The organism is Ekhidna sp. (assembly GCF_964218185.1).
GTDB lineage: Bacteria > Bacteroidota > Bacteroidia > Cytophagales > Cyclobacteriaceae > Ekhidna.
This window is the reverse complement of the sequence record NZ_CAXPLV010000002.1, coordinates 115202-133871: the sequence shown is the minus strand read 5'-3', so window position 1 is coordinate 133871 and position 18670 is coordinate 115202. Positions and strand designations below refer to the sequence as shown.

The following is an 18670-nucleotide window of genomic DNA, read 5'->3' as shown; positions in this document are numbered from 1 at the left end:
ACAAGATTATTATTCAGTTTCAACTTTCATTGATTAGTCAACTGTAATATAATTAGATATTGTTTACAGTGCCTTTAAATACCGCACACATTTGCCACTCTCCTGCCCCACTACCAACATTCCTCGCTGCGGCATGGTAATTCCTCTCTCGTGACGAGTGGCAAAAGAGTGCTCGTTTCTGCCAAGGAATAATAAGTGCGTTTTTAATTGATGCTAGAAGCCTTCCCTAAACTATTAATCCCGCCCCTGAACCGAAGCTATATTAACATAACGCAGGACATTATATAACAATACTAGTGATTTGCCGTAATACGAGCATTTGCGAGTATTTACACATAAGATCAGATATATAACTGTGTGCTGGCTCTGGCGTGGCTGAGTTGTATATCGGTACAGATCTTATGTTAAGGCAAATCACGGCAATCTCGATCCTGCTCTTATATACGAAAGCAAATCACGCCCAACTCCAGAACCCATTATATAATTCTATATTATGCTAAGACGGCATCAAGGCCGGCGAGTTTTGACGTGTAGTGCTTCGAAAGTTTAAACTTTGAGATTGTGCTTCTAGCTAAGGTGTTATATAAAAGGCCTGATCTCCAACCCAAATGCAAGAGATTTTCAGGCAAAGTATATCGTTCTATTTTTCGTTATCCGTACGATTGGTCAGGTTGATTTCAAATTCGTGATTCTCAGCGATTTGGAATTTGCCTGTGAACACGGGGACGCCTAGTCTTGCTGGCCAACGCTTTGTTTGGCTCACAGCACAAGCCATCAATTAGAACGTCATTGCGAGGAACCTTTGCGTAGTATTGGTGACGTGGCAATCTTCAAGCTAGTAGCAGTACAGTATAGCTCACGATTTGATATTCCTTTCATCTGTGTTCGCTACTTTTTTCGTTCATTAAAAGAATCCTAACTTATTGGATCAATGTATAATAACACATCGCATCTATATTGCCATTGCAGTTTTGAGTAACACAGATCATTTCATTACCACTTGGATAGATTAAGAGTTCCCATTTCTCTGTACATGACTGAGTTCTTCCTCTCTTTATTAAATCATTTGATAATAAATCAATAAAACCATTTGGACGACCATGTTCTATCATTGTCTTTTGAATCAATTCTAAAATTTCAAATTTGGATTCATCATTTTGAAACTCAAAACTTATTTTACTTAAAGACGGATCAACATTGCTAGATAGGACTATGATACTAGGACTGTCAATTAAAATCTGACTTATTTCATCAAAAATTCCATCTTGATGACGAATTTCTTCACTGCCTTCATTGCACGAATAGAGCAGAATTAATAAAGCAATACCAATAAGAGTTGTAGTTTTCTTCATTTTGTTTATGTTCAGTATTAATAAAGGTTAAAAGATCATTAAGTTAAATTAAAATCTCCATATATAAATATTTCTCTACATATGCCTTTTCTATCCGTTTTCGCTTAATCGCTCAAGCCGCTGGGCTTTTACTTTTTTCATTGCCGGGCCGACGTTTCGGTGAAAAAGTATTCAAAAATTCTAGTCAAAATCAATCCAGCTAACCCGCCAGTCCAACACGTGATTTTGACGGAGGTCCTGCAAAAATCTAGCGGTGCGACGTTTCGCCAGAAGAAAGCTTCCACGCTCTAGGCCAACGCATGGCCCGCTATTCTGTCAACCAGCCCTCCTGGATGGAGATTGGACTCTACTTAACATAATGTTATGTTATACGGCGAACTGTTATTTCAAAAGCCCTTTACAATGAGACGATTCAATTGGTTGATAACCAAAAGAAAGAATATCAGGAACAGAGCCTTGCTTATGACAAGTTTTACCTTGAAAAAGATGATGCGGAGGCAGACTTCAATCGTACATTGAAACTGGTGAAAGTACTTTCACGAAATGACAAGGACTTACAGAATAGATTGGGCTTACAAGCTGGCAAAGTTTATGCAATTGAAGAATGGATTGAAAGCGCAGTAGACTTTTACAACAGGCTTTTAAATGAAGCCGATTTCGTTACCAAACTAGGAAACTTCAAAGTAACTACTGAGCAACTAAATGCGGAGAAAACAGCAATCGAAAACCTTAAGCAACTTCGCAATGAAGCCACTGCTGAGAAAGGACAAGCCCAGGAGGCTACACGTCTCAGAAATGAAAAGCTAGATGAGCTGGATGACTATACCACAGAGCTAAAAGCCATCGCAGAACTAGCACTTGAGGGTCGCCCTCAGTTGTTAGAAAAATTAGGAATAGTAGTTCGCTCTTAAAATAGATGATGTGTGTGGGGCCAGCCCTGGTCTTCCACACATTTACTCCGTAAAAAATACCACAATTGCAATCCCGGCTGTTGAGCGGAAAACCACTCCAAACAAAAAAAAGGTGGACATGCTCAATTGCATATCCACCTTTTCAGATGTATCGCATGTTGAATTAATTCAACAGCTCAACGTTCACGGCATTCAAACCTTTTTTACCTTGTTCGGTTTCGAATTGTACTTTGTCGTTTTCCTTGATCTCATCGATCAATCCATTAACGTGTACGAATAAATCTTCGGTAGAATTATCTGGCTTAATGAATCCAAATCCTTTTTCCGTGTTGAAAAACTTTACTGTTCCTTCTTGCATTGTATGATATGTTTTAATTATTGTATTTGATTGTTATTAATCGATGCGCTCAACATTGATCGCATGAAGTCCTTTTTGACCTTCTGCTATTTCAAACGCCACTTTGTCATTTTCCATGATCTCATGAATCAGTCCACTGTAATGAACAAAGACATCTTTCTTTGAATTGGTTGGTGTAATAAATCCGAATTTTTTCTCAGAGTTGAAAAACTTTACTGTTCCTTCTTGCATAATTGTATGTACTATATTGTTTTATTTATTTAATTGACGGTGGGTAAGCTGCACCCGTACTTCTGCCCTACATGTTCTTCCTATTCGGTGGATAGAGCTATCCATGGTTTAGGGGCATCTGAAACAGTAGCATGACGATGGCCTTGAAAACCAATCCACAACTACCGTATGTGATTTTTTAGTGCTTTTGAAGTATTCCGAAACACGAAACTTAAGTGCAACGGAAAAATCAGAGTCTACTGATTTAGAGAGCGATAATTTTTTAATAAAATTAGAATTACGTAAAAACTGCTTCAATAAGGAAGGAAATGTTGCGGATAATAGTCAGTTTAAATAAACTGGCTGCCGGAAACGTTGGGAGAGGAATTCTTTGAGGAAAAACTAACTAAACGGATACTACTCACTCCAGGGAGTGCACTTACTAAATTATTGGACCCAAAACTTCTTGGGCTGTACAAATGTACGCTCTTATAGTCGCTATAAAAAATCGCTATTCAATTTGTGTGATATATGTAACATGTTATCATCAAAGTGTAAGAGTTATGGAGTAAGTAAATGCCATCTTTACTCTGGAGTTCTGATAAAATTAGTCTCTAATTAAGGGTTAATGATATAAAGGACAAGAATTCAATCTTGTCCTTTTTTTCTGCTAAACATAAAGTAAAGAATACATGTCAAAAGAAAAGGATGGCAAGGGTAAATCGGATAAAACCGCACCTTCCAAAACGCTCAAGGAGAAAAGAGCCGCCAAAAAAGAAAAACAAAAAACGAAGCGTAGTGACGAATGATCTCAACACACGATTCCAAATAACAAATAAATGAGTAGAACATTCAGTCCAAACAAATACAATGTTGGTGATACCGTGACAGCCAAGTCAGCAACGAGCCAAAAGCTAGTCATCAGACGATATATAGACCAGGTGTACTACTGCCAGGTGAAGGATGATCCTGAAAAAAAAGAACTTGTCTATTATGAAAGAGAGCTGGTGGAGGACATGGCATTGATTGAAAAGAATAAAAATTCAGGACAAGGAGAAAAAGAATGATGATATGCAGATAACCAGAAGTTGGAGAGAGCAAAAAGTAATGCTCAAGCGAAGATTCTCCATTCTAAATGATTCAGATTTTGAGTTTAAAGAAGGACAAAGAGAAAATATGCTCATGGATTTAGCCATTAAACTAAAAAAGACAAGAGCAGAGTTGGAGTTACTTTTTGCTGAGTTACAAACCTACTGATCTATCGTTTCCCTGTTCAAGAATAATTACGTCCGTATCTATAATGCACTTTCAAAATACCTGCAGTAAGCACGTATAGCCTAGCTTAAGTATGATTTTAGACGACTAGTATTATTAAGATTAAGCTTCAGTTTGTTTAGTGCTCGCTCCTTGATTTGTCTCACCCGTTCTTTGGTGATCTCCATTCTTATACCAATATCATTCAAGGTCAAACTTGGTTCGTCATTGAGTCCATAAAAAAGCACAAGAATTTCAGATTCCCTGGGAGTCAATGTTTTCAACGCACCACCAATATCTAACTTTAATGAGTGATTAATTGAATTAGCTTCAGGATTGTTTGCCTCCGGATTGATTAAAACATCGATTAAACTGACTACCTCGTCAGCTATAAGAGGTGCATCAAGTGAAGATGGCCTATTTCCAACTTTTCTAATATCAATTATATAATCAGGAGTTACGTTTAAATATTTAGCAATCTCGACATCTGTAGGCTCACGCTCATACTTTTGTTCTAATACAGATACTGCCCTGTTTAGTTGATGGTAGCTACTCACCCTATTCATTGGCTGCCTTACCATTCTTGAGTTCTCCGAAATCGCTGCTATAATGGACTGTCGTATCCACCAAACCGCATACGAAATAAACTTAAAGCCTCTGGTTTCATCAAACCTGCCCGCTGCTTTTATCAAACCTATGTTGCCTTCACTGATAAGGTCATTCAATGATAAATTGTGAATTCCACGATCATATTGCTTTGCAACTGACACCACAAACCTCAAATTCGCCTTGGTTAGTTTTTGTAGAGCCTGCTGATCCCCTGCTTTTATCTGCTTTGTCAGAATAATTTCTTCCTCCGCGGTAATTAGTGGGACTTTATCAATCTCTTTAAAGTACTTCTCAATGGAGGGAGTTCTTTTGGTGACCTGAGTGAGGATTTGTAGTTGCTTCATTTATATAAGGTTTAGACACGAGGACTACTTTGATATGTTGAGAATAAGACTTTTGCTAAGTCCTGGTCGGAAGATGAAGCCTGTCGCTCTTGTAAAAAGAATACATTAAAGGTACTTCTAATAAAGCAATCACTACCTTACAAGCTCTATTACTTTTCTAAACAAGAATCTTATCCCAGACATTTATTGATAAAGTGCTTAAGGTCCCTTCTTATGGTTGGGCAGATGATAATAATGAGTTGGTCGTGCCTAGCAAAAAGCAACTTTATCAGGAGTTTTTTTCCAGACTGAACGTGTTTAAACATCGTAAAAACTGGATCTCATCCATCAGCTGGATTATGGTTCTTTGTATGCTTCCATTCTTTATTTCCTTTCTGGTATATCATCTAAGTGTAGTGAGTGTTGTGTTTTTTATTCTTTATGCCATGATCATCATGAGCACCCACGGCACCATCAGGTTTCATCGATATTGTACACATGGTGCGTACAAATTCTCACACCCTTTATGGAGAATCATCACGCAAAACCTGGTCATAAAAACATTTCCGGAGGAGATTTACGTCATCTCTCACCATGTCCACCATGCCAAATCAGATGAGCCGGGAGATCCTTATATTCCAAAAGGAGGACTACTGAATTGCATGATGTCAGACGTGAATCATCAAAGTATTGCGGAAAATTTGGACGAATCAGACTATCGGAAAGCAACCAATTTCATATCCCAAAGTGGTATACAAATAAATAGCTACAAACAATATCAAAAATGGGGATCTGTTGCTTCTCCACTATACACCATTTCTCTATGGCTCATCAATTGGTCTCTTTGGTATTTCATTTTCTACTTGATTGGCGGGCATGCCATTGCAACATTAATAATATTTGTCATGCTGAGACGGCTGTAAGCCAGGACCCGAAGCATCAGACAGATGAGCGTATCATTATCTTGCGAACGTTTAAAAAACAAGATCATTTATTATGAAGCGAAAAATCCCGGAATCGACGTTACCCAAACTCAATCGCTCGCAAATGATTACGCCCGAGGGCCTGCAAAAATTAAGGGAAGAACATAATCACTTGTGGCGCATTGAACGTCCGGACGTTACCGCGAAGGTGGCATGGGCCGCAGGATTGGGAGATCGATCAGAAAATGCCGATTACCATTATAACAAAAAACGTCTCCGAGAGATTGATAGTCGCCTTCGGTATTTGCGTAAGTGTATTGATGATTTTAAAGTGATCGGCTACCACCCCAATCAAGAAGGAAAGGTGAGCTTTGGAGCCTGGGTAGAAATAAAAAACGAAGCTAAAGGCCTCCAAAAGCGTTTTCGAATTGTCGGTTATGAGGAGCTCATCGGTAATAAAGATTATATCTCTATGGACTCCCCCATGGCCAAAGCACTACTGGATAAAAAGGTAGGTGACGAAGCTATTGTCAAAACCAAAATGGGTGATTTTGTCTGGAAAATTCTGAAAATAGAATATCAGAAGTAGTAGAGATAAATTGCTTTGGTTAACCTATGGGTTAGGACATTCTTTCTCTCTTTAGCTCCTGCCTTTATCACATGTGTAAGGTTATACCCATTGGACGAAAGAAATGGATAAAGTCACTTAGTACTCCCACCAAATGCAAGGCATTTCATTAGGAAATGCTGGAATTAGGAATTTAATTTTCGGTATTCTACACTAGGTTTTTACCATTAGTGTCCATGGTTTTTCCAGTTAAATAAATTAAATCCAATTATCGAAAATACCAGAAGTTAGATAGTAGCTTAGGTTTAACAAAACTGCTAATCATTAAAAGCCTAAAAGAGTTTTTATTTATAATCATTGCCCTCATTTTCAATTTAGGTGTGGCGCAAGATTTTAATAGTCTTCCTACTATTGGCGGTGATTTGGATTCATGGTATAGCTCAATTGCAAATAATATCAATACGCCAGTTTTGAAAGGAGTTTATTTCTATATCCAAGAAGATCAAATGATAACTCCAGATCAAAACCCATTCTATGAAGAAGTCTGGGACTATAATGGTAGTATGACGTATGAGGGGCGCCTATATCAAAATATGAACCTTACTTACAATGTATCTTCAGATCAACTTTTAGTCTGGAGTTCAGAAATGAGCAAAAACGGGCTGAAATCATTATTAATCAATCAAAGTAAAATAGATTCTTTCACGATTCATGATCATAAATTTCTGAACTATAGACATGCAAAAATTGGTGATCAAGGCTTTTACAGAAAGATGATGCATGGAAAGCATATAATCTGCTACTCTAAAGTTACTAAGACGGGAAGTCTTCAGGGTTTTGACTATGAGTATGAGGAACAAAGGAAATACTGGATAAAGTATAAGAATTCGCTAACTAATTATAAGCGCATTTCTTCCTTGTATAAGATATTTCCCGATTTTAAGAAGCAGATACGCAATTTTCTAAAAGAAAACCATTTCATCTTTAAGGATGATAAAGAGAATAGGCTTCAATTGATTTTATCCTATTGTGACTCTTTAGTAAAAGAAGAATGAGATACGCGTTCAACATATTCTGCATAACAGTCACTTTATCTTGTCTTGGACAGAATGAGCAGGTCACGAGCGATAGCACTTCATTGATAGATGCATTAGATCAATTCAATACTGACAATGAAAATATCAACTTCTTTTATAAATCTGAATGGGTTTCTAATCTTCAAATTCATAAGGATAATGTAAAAACAGAATTACCCATCGATCAATTCATTGAACTACTTCTAAAGGATACACCTCTCACATATCATTTAAAAGGTAATGATGTCATTTTACTTTTCAATACAAAGATTATTACCCCTATCGTACAAAAAGGAGAAATAGGAATAAATACAGACGTTGGTTATTTAGAAAATTTTGTACTCCAGAATAATTCAGTTGATGAAAATCCAGAAAATAAAATGCACCTAATTGGTGATATCAAAAAATATAAAAAAGGAGAAAACAGTACAGTTAGAGGCAGGGTGATTTCTGAGGATGGACCCATTGAGGGTGTTTATATTTTTAATGTTGAGCCATTTGTAAGCACTATAACTGACGAGCAAGGACAATTCAATATTGTTTTACCAAATGGTATCAATGAACTAAACTTTCAGTCCATTTCAACCATTGACACAAAGCGAAAGCTCAATGTATATTCTAGCGGTGAACTTGAAGTAAATCTTAGGGTAGATGTGGTGGCTCTTGAGGAGGTTATTGTAAGTGCTCAAAGGGAAAAGAATTTCAGTTCCATTCAAATGGGAATGACCAATATTGATCCTCAGAAAATATCGGTATTGCCTGCTTTTCTTGGAGAGAAAGATATTATTAAGGTTGCTATTTCTACGGCAGGGGTGCAAAATGTGGGCGAAGGTTCTGCTGGAATTAACATAAGAGGCGGCAAAGCTGATCAGAACTTGTTTCTAATAGACAACAACACCGTTTTTACCACGAATCATTTCTTTGGGTTCTTCTCTGCATTTAATTCAAGAAGTATTGGAGGATTGTCGCTCTATAAAAATGGAATTCCAGCAGAATACGGCGGCAGGCTTTCTTCTGTTTTTGATATAAAGACTAAAAAACCTAACGATGAAGGTATGGAGCTTGATGGAGGTATTGGCTTAGTTACTTCACAATTGCAATTAGAGGGGCCAATTGAAAAAATTAAAACTAGTTTTTTAATTAATGGAAGGGGCACATATTCTCAATACATGTTAGATAGATTTAAAGATTCATCCATTGGTAATAATAAAGTCTCGTTTTACGATTTTATGACGAAAACTACCACTAAACTTAGTGAAAAGGATGAATTTTCATTGATGGGTTATTACAGCTATGACGCCTTCAAAATCAAATCAGACACCCTTCTTTCTTTCAGTGATTTCTCATATGAGAACAAAATAGTAGGAGCAAATTGGAAACATATTTTTAATGATAACCTGTTTGGTATTCTTGAGATTTCAAACAGCCATTTCAATTATCTATCCAGCTACGATTTATTGCCTACACAGGCATTTAATGTTAATCTTTTTATAAATGAATTTAGATCTGCGATAAAGTTTGACTATAATATCAGTGAAGATTTGAATTATAAATTTGGTCTTGAGTCAAAAGCATATACCCTCAGCCCGGGAGAAAAAACACCCAAAGGGCCTAGTTCATTAGTGGAAGAACAAAGTATAGATGTAGAGAGAGCTCTGGAATTAGCTCCTTACATTTCTGCTTCTTACAACATAACAGAAAAATTTGCCCTTGATGCAGGAATCAGGTATTCAATTTTCAATTCTTTTGGTCCAACCGAAATAAATATCTATTTAGAAGGAGAACCAAAGCAACCTTCTACAATTGTCGGCTCTAGACGTTTTGACAAAAAAGAGGTGTTACACAGCAATCATGGTCCTGAATTTCGAATCCAGGGAAGATATTTGACTGGCGCGGGAAGCTCAGTTAAGATGAGCTACAACAGGACTAGACAAAACACTCATTTGCTTCTCAATGCAGCTTCAATTGCTCCAACCGACGTATGGAGACTATCTAGTCCTTTTATCAAGCCGCAGATTGCAGATCAAGTATCTGTTGGATATTTCAAGAATTTCTTTGGAAAACATCTTTTAGAAACATCAGTGGAAGCTTACTATAAAGACATAAGCAACCTTCTTGACTTTAAAACCGGAGCTGAGCTACAGTTTAATCCTACAATAGAAACAGACCTTCTACAAGGAGATGGACGATCATACGGGATTGAGCTTTCCTTGTCAAAGTCTACCGGATGGCTGAATGGATGGTTGAATTATACTTATTCCAGATCTTTTATTCGCTTAGATGGCAACAACCCTACCGAGATTGTGAACGGAGGTGTATTTTTTCCTACTGGCTATGACAAACCACATTACCTGAACTCGGTTACAAATTATAAATTTACGAGAAGACTCACCGCGACACTTAACGTAGTTTATTCCAGCGGTATTCCGATTACGTACCCCGTGGGAAAATGGAATTTTAAAAACTCAGAAAACATACTTTACTCCAATAGAAACAAGTTTAGAATTCCCAATTACTTCCGGATCGATTTAGGCATAAATATTAATGCAAGCCACAAGCTTAAGAAATTCACTCATTCCTCTTGGACGTTTTCGATTTATAACATTTTAGGGAGAGACAATATTTACTCAATATTCTTTGAAGTAGATGGAAACGAAATAAAAGGATATGAGTTAAGCATATTCCCCACTCCTATTCCAACTATCACATATAATTTTAGATTTTGATAAAATATTTGGCCATAATCCTAATTGTTACGCTTCCATCTTGTATCCAACCACATGATATTCAGATGCATGACCAGCGTAGAGCGCTAGTGGTGGATGCTATTGTTACAAATATACCGGGTAGGCAAAGTGTTCGATTGGAGTATTCTTATTCATTAGTTAATTCTCACCCGGAATTACTCAGTGGCGCATTAGTGCGGTTATCAGATGATATGGGTAATAATATAGAGTTCAATGAAACGAGTTTAGGTACATATCAACCTGAACCTTCGTTTGCTGGTATAGTTGGAAGAAAATATAAAATCTTCATTCAGACTCCTGATGGGGATGAATATGAATCAAAAGAAGAGGAATTACTAGAACCAGCAAAAATCTCAGCCATCTATGGACGATACCTTTCATTAAGATCAGAATCTAGTGGTGGCTTTGATGAAGGTGTTCAATTTTTGGTTGATATCGTAGGAGGAAATAGTGAGAGCTCTAGTTATAGGCTAGAGTATCAAGAAGATTATGAGATTATGGTTCCATATCCCTCCCAGTATGAATACTACCCATCCACACGCACCATTGAAAGAAGAAGTCAATCATTGAGACTATGTTACATAAATGAGCAATCCAACAACCTATTGATTGCTAGCACCGGTGGGCAAATAAATAATGAGTTGCGAGAATTTCCCGTGCGATTTATTACGGAAGATGAGCCAAATCTGATTGGAAGATATTCATTAAATGTCATAGCCAACAGAATTTCTTCTAGCGCTTATCAGTATTATAAAGATCTTAAGGAAAATAATGAATCTGGCGGATCTTTTTTTGACAGACAAAAGGGACCACTGATAGGCAATATTATGAACATTAATAACTTATCAGAACCTGTACTTGGATATTTTGAAGTATCCGGGATATCTGAGGAATTTAGAATCTTTGAAGCAGGATCTTGGAAAGAAGATGGCTATATCCCAAAGGAGATTTTACAGTCTTGTAAGAATTCAATAGATACTGTTCGGACAGTTGAAATACTTAATGGAAATATTTCTTTTAACGGTAGACTTATCTACAATTTTGCTCCTACTGATGGCATAGTTCCTGGCACGACATACAATACTGAGACATTGATAGTTCCAGAAGTGTGTGCTGATTGTAGAGCCTTGGGGTCTTTGACAAAACCTATATTTTGGAATTAAGAAGTGTATTATATCTCTCATGTGCAATTGCCCTATTTAATCTTAAAGGGCAAGTAAAAGACTATCAAGAAGAAGTTCATCTTAGCGTAAATACGACTAATATTCTAGTTGGGGAGACACTTTATTTTTCAGCATTTATCTACAGCAATACCTCGAAGAGATTAAGTAGTCTCAGCAGTATTTTATACTTAGAGTTAGTTGATGAAAGTGGGAGTTCTGTCTACAAAACTAAAATTGGTTTAAGAGAAGGTAGAGGAGCTGGTCAATTGTATATTGATCCAGCTTGGAGGTCTAACACCTATCGAATTAAAGCCTATACACGATGGATGAAAAATTATCAGTCATTCTTTGAGCAAAAAATCTTGGTTTTAAACCCGTATATGGGAATAACTTTAAATGAGTTAATATCAGGAAACCCATTAAAAAATTCGAAGAATATCAAATCTGATATAGATACTTATGGTCAACTAAAAAATGTATCTATGGATTTAGGTCATTTAGAATCCTCAACATTATCGATTGCAGTCAACAAGGTAGAAAGACTCTATTTTCCAAATGAAATAACTCTTGAGAATCCTGCTGTAAATATGTCAACATTTGATGTGCTACCAGAATATCGATATGGCCTAGTTCAAGGTGTTGTAATGAAATTATTGGGAAATGTGGATCAACTTAGAGTAAACATGACAATAAAGGGTGATTTTATGCAAGTGTCCACAACAAAAACAGATACATATGGTAGATTTTGGATGAGCTATAATCCTGAATTGTCAGCTAATGAAAGTGAAGTGCAAATTCAAGTGGAGGGTGATTCCATTCAGCAAATAATCATTTTAGATGAGTTTTATGAAAACCATGACCCTTTAGATACATCTGTTGTGTCTATTCTAGATTCTTCAAGTGTATTTGAGTTAGTCGATAGAAGTGTCAATAGTCAGATCAAAATAGCTTATGCTAATTTGGAAAATGATAAATCAACTAATATAGATGTTTTCACAGAACCATATGCCAAGGTATATCGCCTATCGGACTATAAGCGATTTGCAACTATTAGGGACACATTTATTGAATTAATACCATATGTGGGTGTTTCAAAGTCAGAAAGCAATTACAAAATGAATGTTAGATGTGAAATACCTCCTGGCATGGAGTCTTTGGATAAACCCCCACTTATTTTATTGGATGGGTTGAAGGTTAGCCCAGAGAGTATATTTAATCAATCACCAAATGACATTGAAAAAATAGAAGTAATCCCAAAATATTACTTTGTCCAAGACATTGTATATAAAGGTATTATTTCCATTCAGACTACATCAGGGAAGAAAAAATCAGATTTAAGTTCCTTTGCTAAGAGTAGACAGTTTACAGATTATCAACCTTATAAAGCAAGTATCAATACCTTAAAGATAAATAGCAATCTCCCGCTTTATGACCCTAATATTTACTGGGAGCCGATTCGTAGACATAATGATGGTCAATTGATAATTGACTTCTCTACTCCTCGACTTGACGGACTTTATAAAATTTCCATTACTGGAATATCTGAATCTGGGAGTCCTATTAACCTAGCCAAATACTTTCAAGTCTCAAAGACTATAAAGTAAAGAGACCTTCTTTATATCACAGTAGAACTTTAAAGTAATGTAGAAGTAATTCTTGCTCAAAGAGCCAGCTTGTTTAGCAAGCACAAAAAAAGGCCATCTGAATGATGGCCTTTTTTTCTTATATAGACTTAATTAATTCTGATCATCTCCAGTTAGGTTAGGATTAGCATCGATCTCAGCTTGTGGGATCTTGAAAATCCAGTCATCATTAAGGGAGGGCCTTTCCACTTGATAGGCATCCTGATATAACACTGCAGAAGCTCCTGAACCACCATTGGCCGCATGATCAATAGGGTCATCCCAGCGTATATAGTTAGTATAACCGAAACCTTCGCCCCACATTTCCAAGTGCCATTGAAACTTGATTTCATCCATCAAATCATTTTGCGTTGTTAATGTAGTAGCATCAAATCCCGTATCACGTGTACCAACTAAAGCTTGAAGAGCATTTTGCGCCGGAACAATATTCCCTTGCATTGCTTCTGCTTCTGCTTCGATTAAATACATTTCTGCACTTCTCATGTAGATAATATCGTCAGGATCAATTGTTCCAGGGTTTGCCTGCTTTAATTTGAATGCCTGATAAGGATGTGTGTTATGGCCGGAAGTCAGACCATATTTAGCCTTTATAGCAGCCTCAGCAGCATCAAACTCCGCCTCTGTAGTGTATGCAGGATTGGTGTTGTTTTCCCATCCACCTTCACCGTTTGCTGCAGAGGTATTGGTATTTGGAGCATCCGGTTCAAAAACTTGGGCTCTAAAGTCAGTAGCGGGAATTGCCTCTACCATTCTACGGTCAGCAATCTTCGGGTTATTTCTAATTTTACTACCATTAAAAGTATTGCTTGCAAGATAAAAATATGAACGGAAGAATGTAGTTTCTGCGTCTATAACGTGGCTTCCCCAAATAACCTCTGATAAAAGATTTGAATTAAATCCAGAAAGCCATGCAGTTTCGTCCATCAAAGGGAATCCGGCTCGAGCAGCTATAGCTTCAGAAGCAGCAGTAGCCCAATCACCCATAGATAAAGCCATACGTGCCTTTAGGCCATGTGCTACATTAATATTCAGTTGCGACTTGGCCTCTTCGCCACTTCCAGTTCTACCTGTACCTGCTCCAAAAGCCGCAATAGCTGCATCTAGATCAGCTTCAATCTGATCATAGACCTCTTGTACAGAAGATCTTGGTTCACTTGTAAAGGGTGATTCTGTAGCAAAAAGTATAGGAACTCCCGGATCTGAAGCTGGATTACCAATTATGTAGCCACGAGCAAAATGTTGTACCAATGACAGGTATGCAAAAGCCCTGTACGTATGCGCCTGACCTAATATTTCATTGAGCTCAGGAGTCTCTGTAAAGCCACTTTCAGCAATACCATTAATCAAAAGATTTGCATGAGCGATAATATTATAACGGTGATACCACATGATCTCATTACTCAGTATAGTTGGTATAGTATGACCATTCCACTGCATATTATCCCGCCACCCTAAGTTATTTGCGTTGGCTGAATGAATGAGAATACCTGTTAAATTGTCTCCCTGAGGCACATACCAGTGGTCATTTGCAACAGCAGTGTTCCCTCCAGGAAATACAGTCTGAGATTGAGAATACATACCTCTATGCATTCCATTAAGGACAAGCTGCATGTTTTCCACACTTGCTAATGCATCAGTAGCAGATATCGCATCTGTCGGTGTTCTTTCCAGAAAATCCTCTTTACAAGAGGATAACAGAAATATAAAAAACACCAAAAGTGAAGTTTTTAATTTATATGACATAATCAAATATTTTAAATGAATTAAAATGACAAATTCAACCCAAGGGATACAATTCTACCAGGGACAAAATCATCACCAGGTGCTGTACCTGCCAAATTATATTGAGGATCTAGCCCGTCTCTTTTACTCTTAAGAAATAGATTCTCTCCAATAACAGAAACTCTCAAGCTATTTAAGCCCAACTTGTCTAGTATGGCAGGGCTAAAATTATAACCTAAGCTAGCATTTCTAATAGCCCAGAAAGAAGCATCAGTGATGAATCGATCTGATTGTGTCTGAACCAAATCTTGATTGCCAATTTCTAATCTTGGTACATCTGTAATGTCTCCAGGCTGTCTCCACGCATTTAGGATGTCTGGATGTAATGCACGTCCATAGTCACTTGAAAGCATTAGACCTGCATAGGCATTGTCAAGTACTGCACCGCCTACTCCAAAAGTAATTAGGAAATTAAAATCAAAACCCTTGTAACTAACACTATTGGAAATAGACCCAAGAAAATCAGGAACAGCTGAATCGCCCGTATAACCTCTTTGAGCTACTGCCCAATCAGTAGTATCTTGGTGCATTCCATTCTCGTCTAATATTGGGGTGCCATCAGACTCATACATATAGTACAATTGATCTCCAGTTTCTGGATCCACGCCTGCTGTATTGTATAAGAAGAAATCAAATCTGGATCGTCCATCATCCCAACGCTTGCTGCCATCAACAAACGGGGTAGGTATTTCAGTAATCTCGTTCTTAAATGTACTTCCAAGTAGCGTCATGCTCCATTTCCAATCCTCATTTCTTATGATATTACCAGTTAATGATACCTCCAAGCCTTTGTTAACCATCGTAGCGGCATTGGCTGGCACTTCATTTATTCCGTTACTTGGGGCAATTGGGAGTTGTACCAATAAATCCGTCACATTTCTTTGATAATATTCTACAGAACCTTCTAATATATCATCGAAAATGCCAAAATCAAGTGCAACATCGTAGGTCTCAGAGGTTTCCCATTGCAATGCATTATTACCAAACGAAGAAATTAAAAGAGCAGGATTTGCGGCATTAGAGGTAATCTGGAAAAGCGCTTGAGATATGAACCAGTTATTTAGCCCAAGGTTATCTTGTCCTACCTGGCCGTAAGACGCTCGCAATTTCAGTTGGCTTATCTGAGGTATATTTTGTACAAATGATTCCTGATCAAGTAACCAAGAAGCTCCTACGGAAGGAAAGGTTCCCCATCTAAAACCATCAGAGAAAGCAGAAGAACCATCTCTCCTTACTGAAAAACTTAGAAAATATTTATTGCTGAAATCATAATTAGCACGGAAAAAATAACTCTCGAGACCTCTCTCTTGAGTATCTCCGTTCAGATTTACAATGTTTGAAAAATTTGCGAATTCATAAATTCCACCTGCTGTTTCATTCGTTGCTAGTCCTGTTATGAAAGATCGCTCCCATTCCACACTTTCATGTCCCGCTGTTAGGTCAATTGTATGATTTCCAAAGTCTTTATTGTAAGTTAAAACTTGATTAAAAGTTGTAGTGGTTTGACGTAACCTTGTTTGACTAAGCCTAGCTGTCGGTTGGGCATCACCAATCACAGGGTTTTCATATTCACTTTCATTAAAATCAGTGAAATCACCACCATATGTTAATCTTAAATTAAGGCCATCAATGATCTTCACATCTCCAAAAGCTCTAAAGCCATAGGTATTATCATTATCACCTTCATTGTTCAATGTTAGTTCCTGAATGGCATGACGTCCCTGATTTCTAGGTCTAGAGCCTATTCCATATTCTGGATATCCTTCTCCATTATCCCAAACAGGGTTCCCTTCTGCGTCTCTTACAATGTTTCCATCTCTATCATTTACATATACTGGGTAAATGGCACCCATATTTTGTGAAAATCCGAAAGGATTTACAATGCTTCCTGTACCTGCTGAACTTGGCCCTCTTGTCTCTGTTAGAGCAATGTTAGCAGAACCTCCTACTTTAAAACGATCCTTTATATCGAATTCAGTACCTAAGCGCGCTGACAACCTATCAAAGCCAGATTTAATCACATAGCTTTCATCTGAGAGGTGTGATACTGAGAAAAAAACAGAGTGATCTTCACCACCTGCCGAAACATTAACATTGTTATTGGATCTAATGCCTGTTCTCTGTAATTCTTCGAACCAATCCAAGCTCTGGTATATAACCTGAGCATTAGGATTTATATTTCCATCTACACCAACAATTTGGTCATTTGGAACATTGAACGGGTTGTATCCTAATTGATTGTAAATGTTTGCAGATGCATAAGCTGGATCACCTCCTGCAGCACTTGTATTCCTGAGTGCCTCCCAATATGTCTCATAATATTGTCCTGGTGTAACCTGATCGTAGAAAGGTACACCACGGGACACCCGGCCAATTTGTGATGAAGCATTCACCTTTATTTCACCCTTACTTCCTTTCTTCGTAGTGATGATCACAACGCCGTTAGCAGCTCTTGAGCCATAAAGTGCAGTTGATGCAGCATCTTTTAAAACAGTAAATGACTCAATATCATCCTGATTCAAAGTATTTAATGGTGCATTATATTGAACACCATCAACTATAAACAAAGGAGCCGTAGTACCATTCAATGTCCCAACTCCCCTAATCACGATACCAGGAGAAGCTCCCGGGCCGGCAGGAGATGTAAACTGCACCCCTGAAACATTTCCCTCTATTGCAGCTAGTGGACTGGTCACTTGTCTATTTACAAGCTGCCTAGAATCTACAGTTTGTGCTGCACCGGTAAATTCTCTTTTTGTTGAGGTACCGTAGGCAGTTACAACCACTTCGTCTAATTCGGTTACACCACCCAATGTCACATCAATTGTTGTTCTTGTACCAACACTAACCTCTTGAGATTCAAATCCGACAAATGAGAATACTAAAATATCCCCATCATTAACTTGAAGTCGAAAGTTTCCATCAAGGTCAGTTGTAGTACCTGTAGTAGTGCCTTTAATCACTACATTCACTCCTGGTAAAGACTCACCGGTATCATCGGTAATCTTCCCAGACACAGTTCTTTGCGCTACAGCAAAAAATGCAGCGGAAAGAACCAAAAAATTCAGAAGTATTATCCTCTTCATACTTTATTTTTTGGTTAATAATTAATTTAAGTCAATTAAAAGAAACGAAAATCGTTCAATGAAACAACCTTTTTAGTAGATTAGTCAAGGAAACAGACATATAAAATCTATCAATGGTTAACATTCAATTTTAATGGTCGCGCATATTATCAAATGATAACTCAACAAGAAAAGTATAAATGCCTCCAAAGTGTAAGGGTGATAGAACCTAGGGTGTAGTTAGATAAAGAGAATTGATCATCAATACTTCTATGATTCATTCCCTTTAGGAATCACTTCAAATAAGTCTTCACCAGTACATTAATCATCCGAAGTGTCAATGGCTTAGACACCATTTCTGAAACGAATTCATTCTCTTCTGCAAGCCTCTGATCTCCCCGATCTATGGATGAGGTGAGCATGACGACATTGTCAACTTTTTCATTCTTGTTTTGTGAGGCGTAGTACTTCAAAAACTCCCAGCCATCCATTATAGGCATATTGATATCCAATAATACCAATGAGCCTTTCTTATCATCAGATCTTTTGTTGAAATAATCCAGTGCTTCTACTGGTGAGTGAAAAATGATGATCTCATCCACCAGATTTGATCGCTCTATGATCAGCTTATTGAGCGTATTTGTGTTGCTGTCATCATCAATGAGGACGATACGTTTGGGCATGCT

Annotated in this window: 16 protein-coding genes; 9 read left to right on the top strand and 7 right to left on the bottom strand. The window is 37.5% G+C overall.

All coding sequences use genetic code 11. The features are described from left to right. Positions 1-920: 920 nt before the first annotated feature. Positions 921-1352, bottom strand: a complete 432-nt coding sequence (locus ACEQZT_RS02455; RefSeq protein ID WP_370086884.1) for a hypothetical protein — start codon at positions 1350-1352, stop codon at positions 921-923. A gap of 416 nt (positions 1353-1768) precedes the next feature. Here ACEQZT_RS02455 and ACEQZT_RS02450 point away from each other — a divergent pair, with 416 nt between their 5' ends. Further along, the gene (locus ACEQZT_RS02450; protein WP_370086882.1) at positions 1769-2263 is read left to right on the top strand and encodes a hypothetical protein; all 495 of its coding nucleotides are present in this window, start codon (positions 1769-1771) and stop codon (positions 2261-2263) included. Positions 2264-2426: 163 nt separating this feature from the next. Here ACEQZT_RS02450 and ACEQZT_RS02445 read toward each other — a convergent pair whose 3' ends face one another. Both ACEQZT_RS02445 and ACEQZT_RS02440 read right to left on the bottom strand, forming a co-directional pair. After that, complete coding sequence (locus ACEQZT_RS02445) at positions 2427-2621, bottom strand: cold-shock protein (RefSeq protein ID WP_370086880.1); 195 nt, start codon at positions 2619-2621, stop codon at positions 2427-2429. 36 nt (positions 2622-2657) lie between these two features. Further along, entirely contained in the window at positions 2658-2852 is a 195-nt protein-coding gene (locus ACEQZT_RS02440) for a cold-shock protein (protein ID WP_370086878.1), read from the bottom strand. Positions 2853-3670: 818 nt separating this feature from the next. On the opposite strand from ACEQZT_RS02440, the gene ACEQZT_RS02435 reads away from it, so the two are divergent. Further along, a complete protein-coding gene (locus tag ACEQZT_RS02435) occupies positions 3671-3898 on the top strand; it encodes a hypothetical protein (protein WP_370086876.1) in 228 nt (75 codons plus the stop codon). After that, a complete protein-coding gene (locus ACEQZT_RS02430) occupies positions 3858-4088 on the top strand; it encodes a hypothetical protein (protein WP_370086874.1) in 231 nt (76 codons plus the stop codon). Before ACEQZT_RS02435 ends, ACEQZT_RS02430 begins: the two co-directional genes overlap by 41 nt. An 80-nt stretch (positions 4089-4168) precedes the next feature. Here ACEQZT_RS02430 and ACEQZT_RS02425 read toward each other — a convergent pair whose 3' ends face one another. Beyond that, entirely contained in the window at positions 4169-5038 is an 870-nt protein-coding gene (locus ACEQZT_RS02425; protein ID WP_370086872.1) for an RNA polymerase sigma factor RpoD/SigA, read from the bottom strand. A gap of 194 nt (positions 5039-5232) precedes the next feature. Between ACEQZT_RS02425 and ACEQZT_RS02420 the strand changes: the two genes are divergently transcribed. The 6 genes from ACEQZT_RS02420 to ACEQZT_RS02395 all read left to right on the top strand — a co-directional run bounded on the left by ACEQZT_RS02420 (position 5233) and on the right by ACEQZT_RS02395 (position 13098). Beyond that, on the top strand, positions 5233-5940 hold the full coding sequence (locus tag ACEQZT_RS02420) for a fatty acid desaturase (RefSeq protein ID WP_370086870.1): 708 nt from the start codon (positions 5233-5235) through the stop codon (positions 5938-5940). 73 nt (positions 5941-6013) lie between these two features. Continuing rightward, on the top strand, positions 6014-6529 hold the full coding sequence (gene greB, locus ACEQZT_RS02415; RefSeq protein WP_370086868.1) for a transcription elongation factor GreB: 516 nt from the start codon (positions 6014-6016) through the stop codon (positions 6527-6529). Between the two features lie 359 nt (positions 6530-6888). Beyond that, positions 6889-7563, top strand: a complete 675-nt coding sequence (locus tag ACEQZT_RS02410; RefSeq protein WP_370086866.1) for a hypothetical protein — start codon at positions 6889-6891, stop codon at positions 7561-7563. Then, positions 7560-10310: a TonB-dependent receptor gene (locus tag ACEQZT_RS02405; RefSeq protein ID WP_370086864.1), complete on the top strand. Its 2751-nt coding sequence runs from the start codon at positions 7560-7562 to the stop codon at positions 10308-10310. The genes ACEQZT_RS02410 and ACEQZT_RS02405 overlap by 4 nt, the downstream gene beginning before the upstream one ends. A gap of 8 nt (positions 10311-10318) precedes the next feature. Further along, complete coding sequence (locus ACEQZT_RS02400; RefSeq protein ID WP_370086862.1) at positions 10319-11494, top strand: DUF4249 domain-containing protein; 1176 nt, start codon at positions 10319-10321, stop codon at positions 11492-11494. After that, positions 11485-13098, top strand: coding sequence for a hypothetical protein (locus ACEQZT_RS02395; protein ID WP_370086861.1), 1614 nt, complete (start codon positions 11485-11487; stop codon positions 13096-13098). The genes ACEQZT_RS02400 and ACEQZT_RS02395 overlap by 10 nt, the downstream gene beginning before the upstream one ends. A 132-nt stretch (positions 13099-13230) precedes the next feature. Here the strand turns inward: ACEQZT_RS02395 and ACEQZT_RS02390 are convergent, their stop codons facing one another. The 3 genes from ACEQZT_RS02390 to ACEQZT_RS02380 all read right to left on the bottom strand — a co-directional run bounded on the left by ACEQZT_RS02390 (position 13231) and on the right by ACEQZT_RS02380 (position 18667). Beyond that, on the bottom strand, positions 13231-14880 hold the full coding sequence (locus ACEQZT_RS02390) for a RagB/SusD family nutrient uptake outer membrane protein (RefSeq protein WP_370086859.1): 1650 nt from the start codon (positions 14878-14880) through the stop codon (positions 13231-13233). A 20-nt stretch (positions 14881-14900) separates the two neighbouring features. After that, positions 14901-18005, bottom strand: coding sequence for a SusC/RagA family TonB-linked outer membrane protein (locus ACEQZT_RS02385; RefSeq protein ID WP_370086857.1), 3105 nt, complete (start codon positions 18003-18005; stop codon positions 14901-14903). A gap of 272 nt (positions 18006-18277) precedes the next feature. Continuing rightward, positions 18278-18667: a response regulator gene (locus ACEQZT_RS02380; protein WP_370086855.1), complete on the bottom strand. Its 390-nt coding sequence runs from the start codon at positions 18665-18667 to the stop codon at positions 18278-18280. Positions 18668-18670 lie beyond the last annotated feature (3 nt).